We start from the raw sequence: 18,422 nt of genomic DNA on the forward strand, positions 1-18,422 counted from the left end.
GTGTGGTATTAGCTCTCAAATACAGACCCAAACGTTTTGAAGAAATCATCGGACAAGACGCAATAGTCAAAACTCTTACAAACGCACTTGACAAAAACAGACTTGCTCACGCTTATCTTTTCTCAGGCCTAAGAGGTGCGGGAAAAACCACAACCGCAAGGATATTCTCAAAAGCACTACAATGCGAAAAAGGGCCTACTTCCAGCCCTTGCGAAACGTGTGAAAATTGTATTATGGCAAATGAGAACCGCCATATCGATATTATTGAAATGGACGCGGCAAGTAATAGAAAAATCGAAGATATTAGAGAGCTTATCGAACACACCAAATATAAACCGACACTCGGAAAATACAAAATCTTCATAATAGACGAAGTTCATATGCTAACGAACGAAGCCTTTAACGCTCTTTTAAAGACATTAGAAGAGCCGCCTGAATATGTAAAGTTTATTATGGCAACGACAGACCCTCTTAAATTGCCCGCAACAATACTTAGTAGAGTTCAGCATTTTAGATTCAACAAAATCCCGGAAAGTACTATTGAGAGTTATCTTCAAAGAGTATTAACTCAAGAAAACGTAGAATTTGAAGACGAAGCGCTAAGACTAATCGTAAAATCAGCAAAAGGTAGTGTTAGAGATTCTTTAACTCTATTAGACCAAGCTATAGCTTATTGCGGAGGCAAAATCGAGCTTGACAAAGTCGTAGAAATGCTCGGAGTTATCAATCCGGAAATAATCTCGCAAATTTTCAAAGCCATAATAGAAAACGACAAAGAAAAACTAAAAGAAATCATAAAAGAGATAAAAGACTACGATATCGAATCCGTTCTTGATGAAATCATATTATTTTTAAAAGACGCTCTTTTTAACGGAGGCCTGCCTCTTATTACCGTTCAGAGATTTTTTAATATCATAAGCGACTCAAGAGAACTCATAAAATACAACAGCGACAACGAATTTATATTATCGCTGATGTTTTTTAGAATGGTAGAGGCGACAAAACCTCATAAGATTGACGATTTAATTAAAAATTTAGAACAAAAAATAGACATCGACTCTTATAAACCGAAAGATTTGCCAAACATTACAAAACCTGATCCTGAAGAGCTCTTTAAAACACTTATTGCAAAAATTAAAGAAAAAGATTACGACTTGGGACTTTGCTTTGAGACAAGCGTAAAATTTATATCTTTTGAAAACAACGAACTTAAATGGGAAAGCTGTCCGGATATCGAATGTAAAAATATGCTAAGAAGATTTTTTTCACCTGTAATAAGACCTCTAATCAACGAAATTTTCGGTCTAAACGTAAAAATAATTCCTCAAAAATGCCCGGAATCTCCAAAACCTCAGCCGCAACCACAACAACCCCAAACTCAAAAAAAAACAAATTCACCACTTAATGATAAATCCGAACAAGTTATCAGCAAAGTAAGAGAAGTTTTCGGAAGCGACGTAAAAATCACAAAAATCCTACACAAAAGCTAAAATTCCTCTTACTCCGTCCGCAAAAAACAACACCGCAACAAACATTATAAAAAGCCCCGTAAGTATCGAAATTATCCTGATTCCGTGAACACCTAAAAAGCTTATGACTTTTTGAGCATATCTCAAAGTCAAATACATAACGAATACCGAAAACACAAGAGCGATAAAAAGCTCCTCTTTTTGTATCATACTCTTAGCTCTATCCCCAAGAACAAGAAGAGTCGTAAAAACGCCCGGTCCCAAAATAACCGGCACAGCCATCGGAATTATCGAAATATCCTCTTTTTCTTTGGCAAGTTTTTTCTCTTTTTTATTAAGAACAAGCTTGCTTGCTCTTTTGCCGTTTACCATTATCCACCCTACCCAAAACAAAATAGCTCCGCCAATAACTTTTATAGCGCTGATATATAAATTTTCATTGCCGTTTATAAAATCCGAATGCAGATGTGAAAACAAAAAAGAAGAGACAAAAACGATCAAAAACGAAAGTACAAATACGGTAATTGTCGATTTTATAGCAATTTTTCCGACATCGTCGTTTTCGTTTTTAATAGAAAGAAGAACTATCGCGGCTTCCAAAGGATTATAAACTGTTATCAAAATCAATATATCCACAAAAATTTTACTCAACACGTCTAAGCTCCTCTTTTAATTCGAAAACGTCAAAATCATTTGCAACAAATGCATTTCCGTTATAAAATTTTTTTATCTCCTCCAAAATCTCTTCTCCTTCAAACCGAGGAGATATATGTGTGGCTATTAAATTTTTTACTCTAAATTTTTCCGCTGTTTTTGCCAAATTTGCCGCAGTTGTATGGAGATATTTCGTTTCGAGTTTTTCAAACACTTCTTCGGTATAAGTCGCTTCGTGAATTAAAAGGTCGGTATTTTCAAGATACTTTGCCAAAAAATCGGGCTCTGCGTTATCCCCTGCTATTATAATTTTTTTACCTTCTCTAATATCCAAATATTCGCTTGCTATATATTTTTTGCCATCAACTTCAACGTCTTTTCCGTTTTTTATATCCTGATAAAAAATTCCCGGCATCAATCCGTCGTTTTGTAATTTTCGAGCGTTTAGTTTTACTTTTGGTTTTTGAGAAATATAAAAAGCATAACTCGGTACCGAATGTATAAGCGGCAAAACCTTTAAATGAAATTTTTCAAACTCTTCTTCAAAGCCTCCGTAAATTTCGACAAATTCAAGTTTATAGCCCAAATGCTCAAAACTAATATCAACAACACTCTCTACCATCTCCTTAACGCCTTTTGGAGCGTAAATTAACAACGATTCGGTGCAGCCTTCAAGCATTCTTGAAGTAATAAGCCCGAAAAGTCCGTAACAATGGTCTCCGTGTATGTGAGTTATGAATATCGCTTTTAGTTTATAAATAGATAGTCCGGCTTTTAATATCTGATGCTGAGTCCCCTCACCGCAATCAAAAAGATACCAACCGCTTTCATTTTCAAACTCCACGGCCAATGCCGAAACGTTTCTTTTTTTTGTAGGTCTTCCGGCACTCGTTCCTAAAAAAGTAAATTTCAAACGAATTCCTTTTTTCTTATATTCTACCATTTTATAAAATTAAACAACAAATTAAAAAGAGAGAAAAGAGAAAAATTAAGCGTAAGTATCGATAGAGGTTGCGCTGATAACGTTTTGCTGAGTCGTAGGATTTAAAATATCCATAACAGATTGATACAATTGATCATTAGATAAATTCGAAACGTCAAGCTGTTTTAATTGTTCTACAGCGTTTTTCCTATCCGTTTCACTCATACTTTGAAGAGTTTGAGAAACTTCTTGTCTTTGGTCTGGAGAGAGAGCTTTCATAATTTTTCCCATTCCTTTTGGACCTTGACCTTGTCCTTGATGCATTTGTTGAACTTGATTCATATTTTGCATCTGATTCATATGTTGCGCTTGCACTTTCATTTTGACTCCTTTTTAAGGTATTCAGCAAATATCATTCCATAATCTATATCGACATAATTTCATAAAACTTAAAATTTTTGTACTATAATTAAAAAAAAGGCTTTAGCAATGAAAAAAACGCTTTTAGTTTTAGTGCTATCGGTCTTAGCATTTGCGTCAAATAACTTCGTCATCCCGAACTCATTGTATATAAATCAAAAAACAGCGAATAAATACTATAATCTACAAAAAGCTTATTATGAAACCAATACCTTAATCAATCTTACAAAACAATTGAAAAATAATAAAAAATTTCAAAAACTTTCATATTTTTACGAAATAGGCAAAACAGACGTATATACCACCGCTTTGTTAAATAAACTACTTGATTTCTTAAAAGGAGAAAAACCTTATTCGAATACACAATTCAATAACAATCAAAATGAAGCCGGAATAGCGAAAATTTTAAAAGACAATCTTAAAAACTGTTGTTTAAACCTACCTCAAAAAATAAAAACGGACATTCAAAACTCAATAAAAACCTCACAATTTTCACTACTTGCAAATAAAACATCTAAAATGATAAACAGCCTATCAAAACATAATATCAAAGACGTATTAGAAAACTATGTTATGCTTTTTAATCAATACGAAAAAGATATCGATTCTTTAAATATTCCGATTTTAAATGACTATAATCCACCAATCAAACAAAAACTTTTAAAAGAGTACAGAATAGAAGCCAACACAAGTCTAAAAAACATGATAAAGATTTTTAAAAAATTTTTTAATCAAAACCTAAAAGCCTACGAAGAGTAGTTTTTTTTAATTATTTATTTTAACTTCAACTAATTCATCAAATCCTTCATCAATAGTCGGAATATCATAATGTTTGAAATAATAATCAATACTCTCTTTTGAAATTAAAAATCTGTTCCCTCTTTTAGCTCTTAAAATATTTCTTTTTTCAATTACTTCTCGCGGAACAACAAAATAATAGCCGATAATTTTAGAATGAATATTATATTTTTTTGAAACTTCATTTATATGTTTTAAAATTCTATCTCTCGTAGATTTTTTATAATTGGCATTATCCAATATAAAATTTTCTCCTTTTTTAATCAATTCTTCAACTTTTTTTAAGAAAATTTCATCAACTTCCTCGTCAATTTTTTCAAAATATTTATCATTTTCTTTTTCATTTTCAATTTTATATTTTTTAATTAATTCCTGTCTAATATCGTCACTATCCAAATGAATTATATTTTTGTACTTATTTTTCAAGACATTTTCCGCATAATATGATTTCCCACTTGCTGGAATTCCGATTAAAAAATGAATTGTAATTTCTTTCATTTTTTACCTTTTTCAAAAAATTTTAAAAACTCTTTCCCGTCGATATACTCTTTTTCAATCAAATAATCCGCTAATTTTTCTATAATATCCCAATGTTCATCAATAACTTTTTTTACATTTTCTTCAGCCTCTTTCAACCACTCCAAAATTCTTTTTTCAATAGTACTCTCATAATAAGAGGGTAAATTTTTTATATTAATATTTTTGATTTCTTCATCCATTCCATATTCGGTAATAGCTTTAAAAGCTAAAAACGAAGCTTTTTCCAAATCATCACTTGCTCCCGTATCTATACCTTCTTCATTAAATTTTTTAATTTGAGAATATCTTCCTGCCAATAATATTTGAATTTGTTTTTTAATATCTTGCTTTGTTAATTTTTTATACCCATCTTCATCATTAAACGCGACAAATCCCAATGCCTTTTTTCTCGGTACGATAGTTATCTGTTCTATTGCTATTTCAGGCCTTAAAATCTTAGAAACAACTGCATGACCCGCTTCGTGAATTGCCGTAGATTTTAAAGTTTTTTCAATATTCACTTCTATTTTTTCTCCATATTTTAAAGTATTAATAACTTCTATTAATAGTTCTTGCGTTAAAAACTCATATCCTTTTCTTATCATAAGAAGGCCTACTTCCCTTTTTACTTTTTCCAAATCAGAACCGTTCATACCCGTTGTATATACCACCAACATATCCAAGTCAAAATCACCTTGTGTTTTAAAACTCTCTATTATTTTTTTAATAAAAAACTTTCTTGCCTCTTTATCAAGAGATTTTATTTCCACCAATAAATCAATCCTACCGGAACGTAATAATGCAGGGTCTATTTTTTCAGGATAATTTGTAGCGGCAATAATAAAAACGTCATTACTATCCGAAAAGCCGTTTATTTTTGATAATAATTTATTTATCACAATCTCTCTTCCGTCATTTTTCCCTCTATTTCCAATAGCGTCAAACTCATCAATAAACACAATACTCGGAGCATATTCTCTTGCCGTATCAAAAATTTTATCTATTGTTTCAATATTCAATAAATCTGTTCCCGTTGTCGCAATAAACGGCAATCCCGCTTCATTTGCAAGAGCTTTTGCGAGCATAGTTTTCCCGGTTCCCGGAGGTCCGTAAAGCAGCATACCTTTTGGTATTTCAATTCCTTTTTCTTGAACTATTTTTGGATTTTTGAGTAATCTAACGATTTCTTTTAATCTTTTTTTCGCATTTACATGCCCGGCTATATTGTCAAAACTAACTTGTGGTATATCCAAAATAATTCCGTTTTCTCCGAAATCATTAACTCTTTTTACTTTTTCAAAATATATATTAACTATTTTATAAATGAACGTATTGTTCTTCAATTCTATATCTTTTTCTATTCTTAAAGTCAAATTTCTTCTAAACATATATTTAACAATATCATCATTTTCAATTATAGGAACGATGTTTTTTTCATAATAATCTTTTACTTTCTTTGAAATTTCTATTTTTACTTCTTTTTTCTCAGACAAATCAACATAATTCTCAACCACATAGTCACTTATTAAATCAAAAAAACTACTACCGGCTTTTGATTTTAGCCTTCTTACATCAATTCTCGGAGCATAACTTAAGACTATAAAATAATAAATTAATTCATCAATATCTTTAAATTCGATATTATAATTTTCATAAATTTTCTGTTTATAAGATTCAAATGAGTTTTTAACTACTTTTACCAAACTCATAAAATCCAATTTTTTAAACAAAAGCAACTCACCGCTTAACAATCTCGATAAAAAAGGAGGAGTAAAAGATTTTTCCTTTTGAAGTGCTTCGATTATCATATCTTCCGCTCTGTCATAATCATTTTTTACAAGTTCCCAAAAAAACTCCGAATTATAAAGTGCTTTTCCTACATTTGAAGTAAAAATAAGTATCGTTTTTGAAAAATCAACTTCCTGAATTTCCGGATATTTAGGATAATCATCGTCTTCATCAGCTTTTTTACCGTCAAAAGGAACATATTTCCCGTCAATCTTTACCCATCCGCATTTATCCACCATTTTTCCGTTATTAAAAATCGACAAAAGCGTATTTTGTACCACCGGATGAGCTTTTTCTATTTCATCAAACACTATAATCGACTCAGGATTTTTTAAAACGAAATCGGTCAAATATCCGGGTCTTGCTTTAGAATATTTAAAATCGCTACCGTATAATGTAATACCTCCGTCTTCGTGGGTAAACTGCTCCATATTAAACATTTTGAATTTATATCCGTCTATCAATTTCGATAGCACTTCCGCCATATATGTTTTTCCTGTGGCAGGAGGTCCTAAAAAAAGAAAAGTAGCCCTCGGCCCAATATTATTTAAAAGATTATTTTTAAAATTATCCACAATTTTTTCAATTACATGGTCTTGTCCGTATATATATTTGGGAAGCTCTTTTTTAAGTTTTTTAGCAATTTCAATAGGATTCCATATTGAAGAATCTGTTTCGCTGATGTCTTCTATGCTAAAATTATTATCTATCGTTTCTGTTTTTTTACGAAACTCTTCATCATAATTTAGAATATATTCATCTTTTTTATAATATTTTTTATAAACATTAATTAACACCGTCAAAAAATAAAGAGGTAATTCTTCTTTATCATTTGATCCATATTTTTCCAAAACTTCTTTTATAATATCTACAATTGCTTTTATATCTATTTCGCATTTTTTAACAGTTTTTTCTATTAAAACCGCTATATAACTGTCATATTCTTTTGTTTTTAATACACTATACACATCTCTTATTATAGAAACAATCTTTTCTTTATTTCCTCTGTAGCATAACTCATCAATATATTCTTGTGCAAAATTAATCAATTTTTTAAAATTTTCAATTGTAGGTTCTACTAAAAAATCTGTTTCAAGCTCCATTAATTTTATTTCATTTGAAAATTCTTCCATATCAAATTTCCTTATTAATTTTTTTAATATTTTTAAACGTTTATATGTCTTAGTATTATATAACCCTTTTTTCAATAAGAATTTTTTTATTTTTTTTAATTTTATAATTGTCAGTTTAATTTCATCAATATCTCTTTCTTTTGTCAAACCTAAAAAAATTTCCAAAAACAATTTAGTATTTTCATCCAAACTTTTTATATCATTTACCCAAAAATTTAATACCAAATCTTCATATAAACCTAAAAAATAAATATATTTTTCTTTATCGTACTTTTCTTTAAGTTCTTTGTATAAATTTCGAAACTCTAAAACATCATTATTAAAATTATTCATTATCCATATCTCCTAAAAATTCTAAAATTTCCGGATGAATAGAAAGAGATATCTGCTTAATATATTTATCTTTTAAAAAACCGCACAAAACATACCATTCTTTTTTATTTTTCAATTCCGACAGTTCTTTTTTATAAAATCTTGGATTACTAACATACAACAAAACCAATGGATTTTTCTCAATTGCTTTTTTTTCAAAATTTGCACTTTTTAAACTCTCCGGCAAAAATTTATACGAAACAAAACTTTTCCTCACTAACTTCAACGCTACATCTTCATTCAACTCTTTTTCGAATAAAGAATAATCAATGTTTTTTAAATTTTCTCTATTTTGAATATAATTCGGATAAGACGCTTTATTACACTCGTCAATTATTTTATTGATTTCTTCATCTTTACAATAAAATTTAATCCAATTAAGTAAAAACAGAACCTCAACTTCTATAACATAATCGGCATCCGCTCTGAAAAATTTTCTTAAATCCTTAAATAATTTTTTTTCAAATAGTTTTAATTCGTTTTTAAAATTACAATTCCCCTCTTGTACTTTTTTTATGATTGCTTTTGCAATTTCTGCATTTAACAAACATTCTTTTTTTCTTTTATTTTTAAATCCCTTTAACATACTGACAATCAAAAATTGAATCAAATATTCAATTTTCCCTTTTTCAATTGCTTTTGCAACTGTTTTTTCAAACTGACACAACGTTTCACAATTAAAAAACATCTCTTTTGCTATATCATCAAACTCCCTGTGAAAAAACTTAAGATTTCCGTTTTCATCTTCAATCAAAATATCTTTTATATGAAATCTAAGCCTCGCCCATACTGCAGGCGGTATTATCTTTGTCAAATTTTTATGGTGTGTGTTTTGTACTTTTTTCATCAGTTCATCGTCTAAAGATAAAACTTCAAGAAGTTTTTCTTCACTTAACGTATAATCACTCGCAACGATATATCCGAACACTTTCTTAACCAATTCTTCTTTATTATGATGTAATTGATATAAATTCTCAATAAACTCTTTTATCATCTCTTTTTGTGTTGACGGTAAATATCTTTTATTTTTATTTTCTTCTTCTTTTTTGTCTGTCAGTTCATCACTGCTTCTCCAAAACTTAACCTCTTCTTTCGCCATTGTAAGATATAGAGGCTTTCCTGAATCTTCTTTATTTAAAACATATTCGTATTGCTTTTTAGTAAGTGTTCTGTTTTCTTTTTTTAATAATATTTTGAGTAAATCTTTTGCTTCATCTTTTGAAATATCTTGTAATGGAAACTTTTCAAAGTTTTTTAAATTTAATGTTTGTTTATTGTTTAATTTAGAAATTACAAACTGTGCTTTTTTATTTCTTATAGCATCAAAAAATTTATTTATATTACAATTTTTATCAAATTTAATCTGATCAAAAGCATCAATAAAAACAATACTATTATCTTCTACATTTTCAATAAACTTTACAATATCTTCACAAAGAATTGAGTTTTGAGTAGCACCTACAAATACATATTTTACATTTAGTTTATCTTCTTTAGCTTTATTTATGAGATTAGCCATAAAAGCAGACTTTCCCACACCTCCTTCTCCAACTATCAATATATCCTCACCTCTTTTTATTCTCTCATAAACCTCTTTCATCTCTTTATCCCTGCCGATAAAAGATTTACTAAGCAGATGATTTAAAAAATCCTCTTGAAGTTCCTCTTCACTTAACTCATTGAAATCATAATTTTGAACCGATTGTAAAAGTTTGTTTTTTACAAACTCCTTTAATTTAATAAAATATTTCTTTATTTCATCATCATTCAATTTTTCAATAAACTCATTAAAGTTCTCACTTTTTTCTATCAATTCTTCTATTTCATCAACTTTTTTATAAATTTCTACCGAAACCGACGTTTCACAAATATTTTCTTCTTTTAGATTTTCATTTTTTAGATTTTTTTTAATTTCATCTTTAAAGTTTTTTAGTTCAGAAGTATCTTCAACTAACTTTTTATCAGTTATTTCATCTTTATCCTCAAACTCTCTCATAATTGCAAATATATGATTTTGTATATTATCTTTTCCAATATGATTTAAAAAAGTTCTAAATTCCTGATGAGTAGCGGATATAAAATATTTTTCTTTTTTTTCTTCATCCAGATTTAACTTTTTAACTGCTAATTGCAAAAGTTTTTTTATATCATTTTCTACTTTTTCCCAATTTTCCCACTCTTTATAGTTTTTATCAATCACTTCATCTCTTGATTTTAAAATATATGAAGATGGTATTTGGTTATAATCAAGCTCATACCATTTTTCTAATATATCTATATTTTTATTTAACTCTTTTAATTTGTTTATTATTGCTTCAAATTCTTCCTTTTCTATTACTCTTGGAAGAGGTACCCATCCGTATCTATCACCACTTAATAATAAAAAATCGGGGCGAGGTTCTGTTGTAGCCCTCTCTACTTCACCAAGACATATATCCATCGTCCTTTGGTCTATCTGAGCTTCTTGCGGCACTCCCCACCTCAAATCAATAGGGAAAAACTCCACTCCTTTTTTTATAGCCTCTTTTTTTATTTTGGGAAATACAAACTTTTGAAGTAAAGCTCTCTCAAGTCTAAAATCCTCAAATGTCGAACTTACGAATACCCTCCATACCTTTTTCATTCTTTCTCCCGGTTAACATTTTATTTTCAACAATTTCTATACCTAATCTTAAAAGTTTCGATTTATCAATTTTCATCTCTTTTTCAAAGAATTCCATATATTTATCGTTAATGTTAGGTTTTTCAATCTTATCACAAGTAATTGAATTTTTTCTTTCTACTTTTATCCAATATATCAAACTTGGAGTATTGCATAAATTTTTTCTTTTAAATTCAATTATTTGAGAAGTTCCGCCTTCTTTATTAATTTTTTTACCGTCGTAAAGAGCTATTAAAATATTAGAATTACAAGCGACGAACTCCCCTACTTTTTTATATTGTCTATTTTTAAACTTTTCATCGTTCATATCAAAATTTTTACCTTTAATTATATAACTTCCAATCGATTTTTTTAATAACTCTTCAAAATTTTTTTTATTTTCTATAGTCTGAATATAAAAATTTTTTTCAAAAGGCATAGGAACCGCCAAACTCCAATTTAAAGAGTTTTTTTCTTTATATTCTAAAAACTTTTTTGCTATATATTGATCGGCCCCGTCTGCAAGCGGAGATAATAAAAGTACTCTTTTATTTTTTATTCTTTGCTTTAAACAATCAAATAAAATCTCTACCAACTCATCTACAATATCATCTCTTATAAAATCCCTATGTCCCGTAACACCGAGAACAAAATAATTATTCAGATTCATTTTCTTTCGAAACTTTCACAACTTTATATTTTCCTTTTAAATATTCGGGTATATATTCATAAGCATTAAAATCATAACTAAAAGTCTTTTTAACCGAATCATATTTGAAGTTTTTAAAATCAGTCAGACAATGATGTAATTTCAAAGATTTTTTATACTCTTTTTCTTGCTTATCTTTACCTTCAAAATCATCATATTCCCAATTATTTATAAAATGATAAGCCATCCATCTACGATGTTCGGTATTACAAAGTGCGAAATAATCACCGGACTGTAAAAATTCCTCAAATCCTATATTTTCTCGTTTAATTTTTTGAATTATATTTTCATATTTTTCAACTTCATCATTTTCGTCATCTTTTGATATTCCAAATCCTAAAGACAACAGTTTTAAAGGAATATGTTCATATTGAGCGATACTTGATAATCTATTTGATAAAGAAGTAGAATACCAAGCCTTTTTTATATCTTTTTCTTTATCCCAACTACTATGAATTTTCATCGCAATTTCAAACTTTTCATCATCGAGCAAATTTTCAACACTCAAAATCTCTTTTAAATTTCCGAATGTAAAAAAGTTTTTGAAGTGATTTTTGTTTTTATCAATATAGTCACTAAAAGATAATTCATCAAACATTGCAAAAAAGAGATTAGGATATTTAAGGTTTTTTTTCTCCTGATGAACAAAAACTTTTTCAAATAAATCAATAGCAATTTTTAAATTTTTATCTTCATCATCAAATGCAATTATTACATCTATCAAATCATCTTGCAGCCAAAATCTTTTATCTTTTAATAAATCATAAGTTAATTTTTTAGATTGCAAAATTATATGCGGATATTTTTGATTAGAAAAATTAGTTTCATACTTCACTTTTTCTAAAAACTCTTTTTCATTTTCATCAATTAAAAAAAGTTTGATTTTTAAATTATTGGGAAAAACAAAATTAATAAATATTCTTTTAATAATTTCTAAATTCAAATCCGAATTTCCCAATATTGCTATTTTTAATTCACTCTTATCTCCATTTAATCTTGCATATTCATAAGGAACAAGTTTAAAAACATATTTGTCAAATAAATCATCAACTATTTCAGTTTTTAACGAGAAAACTTTAATATTTACCAAAACGTTTTTATTTTCAATTTGTTTTATTTCTTCCATTTTTTCAAAGAAAATCTCTCCGATATCCGAATCATCTATATGAACTATCAGTTTCGTTTCTGTCTTTATATCCTTTAATTTGTCAAGAAGTTTTAATGCCGTATCAATATTAATTCTGTCATTCCCAAGTGCAACTATGATATCGATAGTATTTTCAAAATCAAACAAATTAAGTAATTCTTCATTTATTTCTTTTTTTAGAAACACGTATCCTTTTTCCCAAAATTCATCAAAATTTTTATCTTCTTTATCAACTACAATAATATTTTCCTCTCTATTTGAATCTTTAAAATTCTCTAAAAAATTTTTATTAATCTCCCCAAACCCAAACAGGACAATATTCTTATCTTTCAAACTATTTTTCATTAAAAAAACATCCATTTTATTTCTTAATACCAAAACTATAGTCCCTAAAAAAATTACAATAACTATCAATATAAAAGATACCAAAACTTCCCAATTCACTTTATCAGGAGAATTCAACCCGAAATAACTTAAAGTCGTAGTTATACTCTTAAAAAAATCCCCATAAATCTTATAATTCCCATAAATTCCAAAAATCAAAGCAATACTTAACAAAATTATGCTAAACAATACCTTTTTTCGGTAAAGTTTATTAAACAACAAAAACAATTTTTTCATTTTTTACTCCATTATTATTGGCATAAATTTTTATATTTTTCGTATTTTTTATTAAGATCATAACCGTATTTTTTAAATAAATCCAACATTTTTTTATTATCTTTAAAAGCACAATAATAAATAAATCCGTCATCTCTAATTTTAGCTCCGTGTTTAAATAAAATTTTCATATTTTCATATCTGTGATTTTTAAATGCGTAATGTAAAGGATAGTCAGTTTCATAACCTATTTTTACAACTTGATTAACATAACTTTCGGGAGCTACTTTTAATATTAATTTTAAAAGTTCGGGTGAATCCGCCGAAGCGCTAAATACGATATTAAACCCGAAGTAAGGATTAATATAATGAGTAAAAGCTCCATAATCCAATAATGCTTTTGTTAAAGGGTAATTATCTTTTGCAACCGCAATATAAACCGGTCGCCCTTTAGTATTAGGGTCTGCTCCTTGTTTTAAAAATCTAATAGCTTTTATAGTTTCATTATTTTCCGCAGCCTCTGTTAAAGAATTATTCAAATATTTTTCGTAAATCAATTTATTAGGAATCTTAAAAGGACAATAAACTTGAAGATTTTTCGAAAGTTTATATGCTGTGGGAGGATAAGTTTTTAGATAATAACAAATTAAATATTCCTTCTTCAAATTTTCTATATAATTTTTTAATAAATATACTTGATTACTTTTATAAGCAAGTACTAAAGCAGTATCGTAATCTTCTAATTGTATAGCAAGATTAACCGCTCTTTTACAAACATCTTTTTCTTTAGTTATTCTACATTTCGCTACGTTATCTTGCAAAGTGTTTGTTTTAAATTCATCAAAAAATTTTCCCTTATTAATAAAATAAATCGGGAAAAATTTGTTTTGTAATTTTCTGTTTTTATACTTTACAAGATATTTTAAAATATCTTCGTCACCGTCACTCAAAAGCGTTTCTATAGATTTATCGCTAAATTCATACCCGGATTTGAGACATTCTATAATGTCCTTTTTCTTATTCAATCCTACAATATAAAGTTCATCTCTTTTACAATTCAGCGATGAAGCGAATATAAAAGAAAACAAAAAAATAATAGATAAAATTTTTTTCATTTATCTTTCCTTTAAAAATTCTAAATTAAAAATTACCCCAAAAGCCCCAATCTTTTAATCTTTTATAAATTTTTTCGTCTAAATGCTCTTTTGCATAATTTTCATCTTTTCTGATATCGGTTGCGTGAATGTATTGATTTTTATTCGTAAACTTATCCAGATTAATTACCTCAAACCCTTCATCTTCAAATATTTTGACATAATGAACGCCTTTATACTCTTTGCCCTTAAAAATAAAAGTATCTTTGTCATTTGATTTTATATGAATAAAAAACGTAATTTTTTCTAATTCATCAGTATGTTTTTTAATAATTCGCAATATATCTTCATACCAAATATCCCAATTTTCGTTATCTTCTAAAGGTTCTATAATTACATCATCAAAAATCATCTCAATCAATTCTTTTCTCTTTTCAAAACTCAAAGGATTTTTTTCGTTTTTGACATTAGGAGAACCTATCATTATTATCGGCTTATATCCTTTTTTGATAATACTCCTAACAACATATTCATGCCCCTTATGAAACGGCTGAAAACGCCCTATTATTACTCCATATTTCATATTTACATCCCACATTTATCATATTTTCTTTACTTAATTATCTCTCACATAGATTTACTATAATTATACAAAAAGGCTTTTAAAAGGTTTTGATTTAGAGCCGGTTGATGTATTCACACGATATTAGTAAAAACATCATAAACTTCAGAGGTAGTGGGTCTGTTTTTAAAATCAGGCTCAATCATAAAGTCAATACACTCTGCTAAATGAGTAGGAAGGGTGTTTTTATAAATCTGATTGATAGGTACATATCCTTTTTTATTTAAAATTGCTTCTTCATATCTGCCAGTCTTTATCATTTCATAAAACGGATGAATATTAGTTAAAAGCTTATAAACAATAAGCCCAAAAGTAAAAACATCAGAATGAAAAGATATATTTTCGTATTTTATATGCTCCGGCGAATACCAATAGTTCGTAAGTGCGGGAGCGTTTATATTAAGCCCTTCATCTATACAATGGTCAAAATCAATCAAAATAATTTTGTCTTCTAAAATCAAAAACTGTTCAGGCTTTAAATCAGTATGAATAATCCCGTTTTGATGAATTTCAAAAAGAGGTAAAATCAGCTTTTTTAATAGATTAATCCTGTTTTCTATAGAAGGATTTCGAGATATGTATTTTTTTAAAGTTTTCGCTTTTTCATATTTGCGTGCGATAAAACAATGGTCTTTATACTCAAAAAGTTCGATAATATTTTCCGTATAATTTAAATAATTGATTTTATCATAAATTTTTTTAAGTCTATTTTTGAATTTTGGAAAATTTTTATGTTTTCCAATAGGATAAGTATATTGTTTTAAAAATACTTTTTCATTTGCCAAATATGCATTATTAAAACTTCCAATTCCTAAAAACTTATTAATTACATAGTTTTTCTTCTTACCTTTTACAGCTTCATTAATACCTATTTTAGAACTAATCCCGTCCCAAAACTTCATATATCAAATACTCTCACCATAAACGTTGAAAAGTCTCGTACGTTAAATATATCTTTTTCAACATTATCGTCACTTTCAAATTTCTTAACACTACTTTGAGAAATACTTTTTGCCATAGAATCAAAAAGCTCTTTAAAGTCCAAATTTTTAAAATCTTTTGTCACGATATACATTGAGTTTGGAAGTTCTTTAAATTTTCTATAATAATCGCAATCTTCTCCTATATAAAAAACTTTTATATTCAATTTTTTTAGTTTTTCCAAAAGCCAGTCAAATTTAGCAATTTGTTCGTCACTTTCATATCCGCCGTAAATGTCTTCATTAGTGAAAATCACAATATACCTATGAGCTCCTTCCCTCCAATCCAAATCGGCGGCCAAATCGATTGCCGGAAGAGTAAATTCATTCCATCCCGTATCTTTAGTCTGTACTTCTTTGAAAGATTCCAAAAACTCATCCACATCATCCGTAAAATGCTTAACATATATCGCATCATGCCCGTAAAATACAAATCCGAGCCTACTCTCAACATCTTCTTTCTCAAGCTTATTTACCAAATCTTTAATATGCTTTTTAACTTCATCCTTTACCGGCCCCATGCTTCCCGAATTATCTATAACAAAAACCACATCCGCTTTTCTTTTTATGCTTTCTTCTTGCGGCAACGTAATATTTTCAAAACCCATTTTTTAGCCTTTTTTTGAATTATTATATCATTAATGATAAAGTTTTTAATTTATAAAAGTTTTATTAAATTTAATGTTCGTTTTTTAAATTTGTAATTGCTTTATTTCAACTATTTTTTTATTGTTTTTATCTAAAAAAACAACTTTTTTAATTTTTTTATAATTAGCAAGACTTAATAAGATATCATTTTTATTGACACTTAAAGTATAAACTCTATTGTTAGTATATATTTTAACTTTTAGCGGGAGACTCTTATTTTTTACGCTAAGTCTTAAATACTTTTCATTATTAAAATCAACCTCAATACTTGGCGCCCTAAGCGTCACACCATTAACCTCGGTATCAGTCGATGTTAAAAGTACTTTTATTATCTTATCCATTATTTTATACTTATTGCTCGAACTATCTTTCACTATATTTAAACAGCTATAACTATCTTCGTTTACAGACCTATTTAATACCTCGAATTCTCCACTACCGGCTACATAGCAAATTCTATCTCCGTCATATAATCTAACGACATCACCATTTTTTAATTTATGTATTTGATTGTTAATGCTGATTACTATATTCCCATATGCTCGACCTTCCAGTGAAAAAGACAAAGTCACAAGTAAAGCTAATACAAAAAGCTTTTTCATTTTCTCTCCTTTAATAGTTTTATAAGAAAATCAACAAACTTATAACTTATCAAAAGAACTAAAAAATCTATCCATATTTTAAAATTCAATAAACACATTATCGAAACTAAAAAGAAAAACATACCTATAATAAATGCTTTAGACAAAATAGTGTTCGAAACTTTCATACCAATTTTACAAACTGTATTTTCACATTCGACTTTTTTAAAATCGTTTAACCTTCTAAAAAAACCTAAATTCTCAATACAATTTACAGTAACAACTAACAAAAATACAACCAAAACACTTTTAAACCCAAAAACTTTTAAAAAACCGCCAAAAAAACTAATCGTCTCATAAGCGTTTGCCAATACGTCAACTCCATTAAGTTCTAAAGTTAAAGGAAAAGAAAAAAGCGTATATTTATCGTTATTATGCTGATATGAACTACCTAAAAAAATTATACTATTATTCAAATCTTTATTTTTTCTTGGTAAATCAAAAAAATCCATAACAGAAATTTTAAATAAATTTGACCAATAAGATTTTTGAATCATTCTTCCTTCTTTATTTTCTTTGTAAGCTTTAAATAAAATATTACTTTGATATATAGAGGAATTTAGCTTATTTTTTAAAGTAGTGTTATTATCTTTTTCATATAAAGTTATTATTATATTTTTATATGTTTTACCATCTATTACGTCAAAAGGTTTGTATCTTCTTATATCGCCGTCATTATTTACATACAATTTCGGACTCACAAAAACTATTTTCTTTTCTTTAATATGCTTCTGTATTTTTTCATTTTTAGAGTCTGCTATAAAATTATATGAAGATATACGAGGAAGATAAATTGTATAATTTCTATCTTTCGCTAAAATATTTATTAACTTTTTATCTCCGCGAGACAATCCGTTATTTAAAGGCATGGAACTATAAGAAAAGTCATAATCGATAAATAAAGCCTTTGGCCCAAACCCTACTCTTTTTATTCTATTGTCAAGTCTTTTTATAAAATCGGCAATATATTCTCTTGGAAAAATATAACCATATGTAGGCTCATTATTTTTATTTAAAAGATTTCTAGATTTTAAAAACCTATCATCAAAATGAACTACAAAAACTTTTGGCGTATCCGGATATAAGTCAGGAGTTTTTAATAAAATTAAATTTACCAAATCAAAAGAATAATCAGAATAATTACTTCTTATAAATTCACTTTTTGATAAAAAATTTGTTATTAAAAAATAAATACCAACAATAATAAAAACCTTTAAAAAATTAACCGAACAATGTCTCTTTAGCATATCGATTTATCCTTTAAC

General features: G+C 28.0%; 16 protein-coding genes. 2 read left to right on the forward strand and 14 right to left on the reverse strand.

The features are described from left to right. The first annotated feature begins 2 nt into the window (after positions 1-2). Entirely contained in the window at positions 3-1,490 is a 1,488-nt protein-coding gene (locus EDC58_RS05835; protein ID WP_123352572.1) for a DNA polymerase III subunit gamma/tau, read from the forward strand. Here the strand turns inward: EDC58_RS05835 and EDC58_RS05840 are convergent. The 3 genes from EDC58_RS05840 to EDC58_RS05850 all read right to left on the reverse strand — a co-directional run bounded on the left by EDC58_RS05840 (position 1,476) and on the right by EDC58_RS05850 (position 3,426). Further along, positions 1,476-2,120 (reverse strand): MarC family protein, encoded by a 645-nt coding sequence (locus tag EDC58_RS05840; RefSeq protein WP_170151120.1) that lies wholly within the window; start codon positions 2,118-2,120, stop codon positions 1,476-1,478. The two genes, EDC58_RS05835 and EDC58_RS05840, sit on opposite strands and share 15 nt — an antisense overlap. After that, the gene (locus EDC58_RS05845; RefSeq protein ID WP_123352574.1) at positions 2,113-3,036 is read right to left on the reverse strand and encodes a ribonuclease Z; all 924 of its coding nucleotides are present in this window, start codon (positions 3,034-3,036) and stop codon (positions 2,113-2,115) included. Before EDC58_RS05845 ends, EDC58_RS05840 begins: the two co-directional genes overlap by 8 nt. A gap of 75 nt (positions 3,037-3,111) precedes the next feature. Beyond that, a complete protein-coding gene (locus EDC58_RS05850; protein ID WP_123352575.1) occupies positions 3,112-3,426 on the reverse strand; it encodes a hypothetical protein in 315 nt (104 codons plus the stop codon). Between the two features lie 108 nt (positions 3,427-3,534). Here EDC58_RS05850 and EDC58_RS05855 point away from each other — a divergent pair, with 108 nt between their 5' ends. Further along, entirely contained in the window at positions 3,535-4,224 is a 690-nt protein-coding gene (locus EDC58_RS05855; protein ID WP_123352576.1) for a hypothetical protein, read from the forward strand. Positions 4,225-4,230: 6 nt separating this feature from the next. Here EDC58_RS05855 and EDC58_RS05860 read toward each other — a convergent pair whose 3' ends face one another. The 11 genes from EDC58_RS05860 to EDC58_RS05910 form a co-directional block, all read right to left on the reverse strand. Further along, positions 4,231-4,761 carry an ATP-binding protein gene (locus EDC58_RS05860; protein WP_123352577.1) on the reverse strand — a complete coding sequence of 177 codons (531 nt, stop codon included), beginning with the start codon at positions 4,759-4,761 and terminating at the stop codon, positions 4,231-4,233. Then, on the reverse strand, positions 4,758-8,036 hold the full coding sequence (locus EDC58_RS05865) for an AAA family ATPase (RefSeq protein WP_123352578.1): 3,279 nt from the start codon (positions 8,034-8,036) through the stop codon (positions 4,758-4,760). The genes EDC58_RS05860 and EDC58_RS05865 overlap by 4 nt, the downstream gene beginning before the upstream one ends. Then, the gene (locus EDC58_RS05870; protein WP_123352579.1) at positions 8,029-10,698 is read right to left on the reverse strand and encodes a DUF4062 domain-containing protein; all 2,670 of its coding nucleotides are present in this window, start codon (positions 10,696-10,698) and stop codon (positions 8,029-8,031) included. The genes EDC58_RS05865 and EDC58_RS05870 overlap by 8 nt, the downstream gene beginning before the upstream one ends. Continuing rightward, positions 10,658-11,386, reverse strand: a complete 729-nt coding sequence (locus EDC58_RS05875) for a hypothetical protein (RefSeq protein ID WP_123352580.1) — start codon at positions 11,384-11,386, stop codon at positions 10,658-10,660. The genes EDC58_RS05870 and EDC58_RS05875 overlap by 41 nt, the downstream gene beginning before the upstream one ends. Beyond that, positions 11,373-13,193 carry an NAD-binding protein gene (locus EDC58_RS05880; RefSeq protein WP_123352581.1) on the reverse strand — a complete coding sequence of 607 codons (1,821 nt, stop codon included), beginning with the start codon at positions 13,191-13,193 and terminating at the stop codon, positions 11,373-11,375. The genes EDC58_RS05875 and EDC58_RS05880 overlap by 14 nt, the downstream gene beginning before the upstream one ends. 14 nt (positions 13,194-13,207) lie before the next feature. Then, positions 13,208-14,287, reverse strand: coding sequence for a hypothetical protein (locus tag EDC58_RS05885; protein WP_123352582.1), 1,080 nt, complete (start codon positions 14,285-14,287; stop codon positions 13,208-13,210). Positions 14,288-14,312: 25 nt separating this feature from the next. Next, complete coding sequence (locus EDC58_RS05890) at positions 14,313-14,849, reverse strand: adenylyltransferase/cytidyltransferase family protein (protein ID WP_170151121.1); 537 nt, start codon at positions 14,847-14,849, stop codon at positions 14,313-14,315. Between the two features lie 113 nt (positions 14,850-14,962). After that, positions 14,963-15,790, reverse strand: a complete 828-nt coding sequence (locus tag EDC58_RS05895) for a protein kinase domain-containing protein (RefSeq protein WP_123352584.1) — start codon at positions 15,788-15,790, stop codon at positions 14,963-14,965. Next, on the reverse strand, positions 15,787-16,476 hold the full coding sequence (locus tag EDC58_RS05900; RefSeq protein ID WP_123352585.1) for a vWA domain-containing protein: 690 nt from the start codon (positions 16,474-16,476) through the stop codon (positions 15,787-15,789). Before EDC58_RS05900 ends, EDC58_RS05895 begins: the two co-directional genes overlap by 4 nt. An 84-nt stretch (positions 16,477-16,560) precedes the next feature. Then, entirely contained in the window at positions 16,561-17,118 is a 558-nt protein-coding gene (locus tag EDC58_RS05905; protein WP_123352586.1) for a hypothetical protein, read from the reverse strand. Next, positions 17,115-18,404, reverse strand: a complete 1,290-nt coding sequence (locus tag EDC58_RS05910; protein WP_123352587.1) for a CHASE2 domain-containing protein — start codon at positions 18,402-18,404, stop codon at positions 17,115-17,117. The genes EDC58_RS05905 and EDC58_RS05910 overlap by 4 nt, the downstream gene beginning before the upstream one ends. Positions 18,405-18,422: the final 18 nt, after the last annotated feature.

Origin of the sequence: Caminibacter pacificus, from assembly GCF_003752135.1 — a bacterium.
Lineage (GTDB): Bacteria > Campylobacterota > Campylobacteria > Campylobacterales > Nautiliaceae > Caminibacter > Caminibacter pacificus.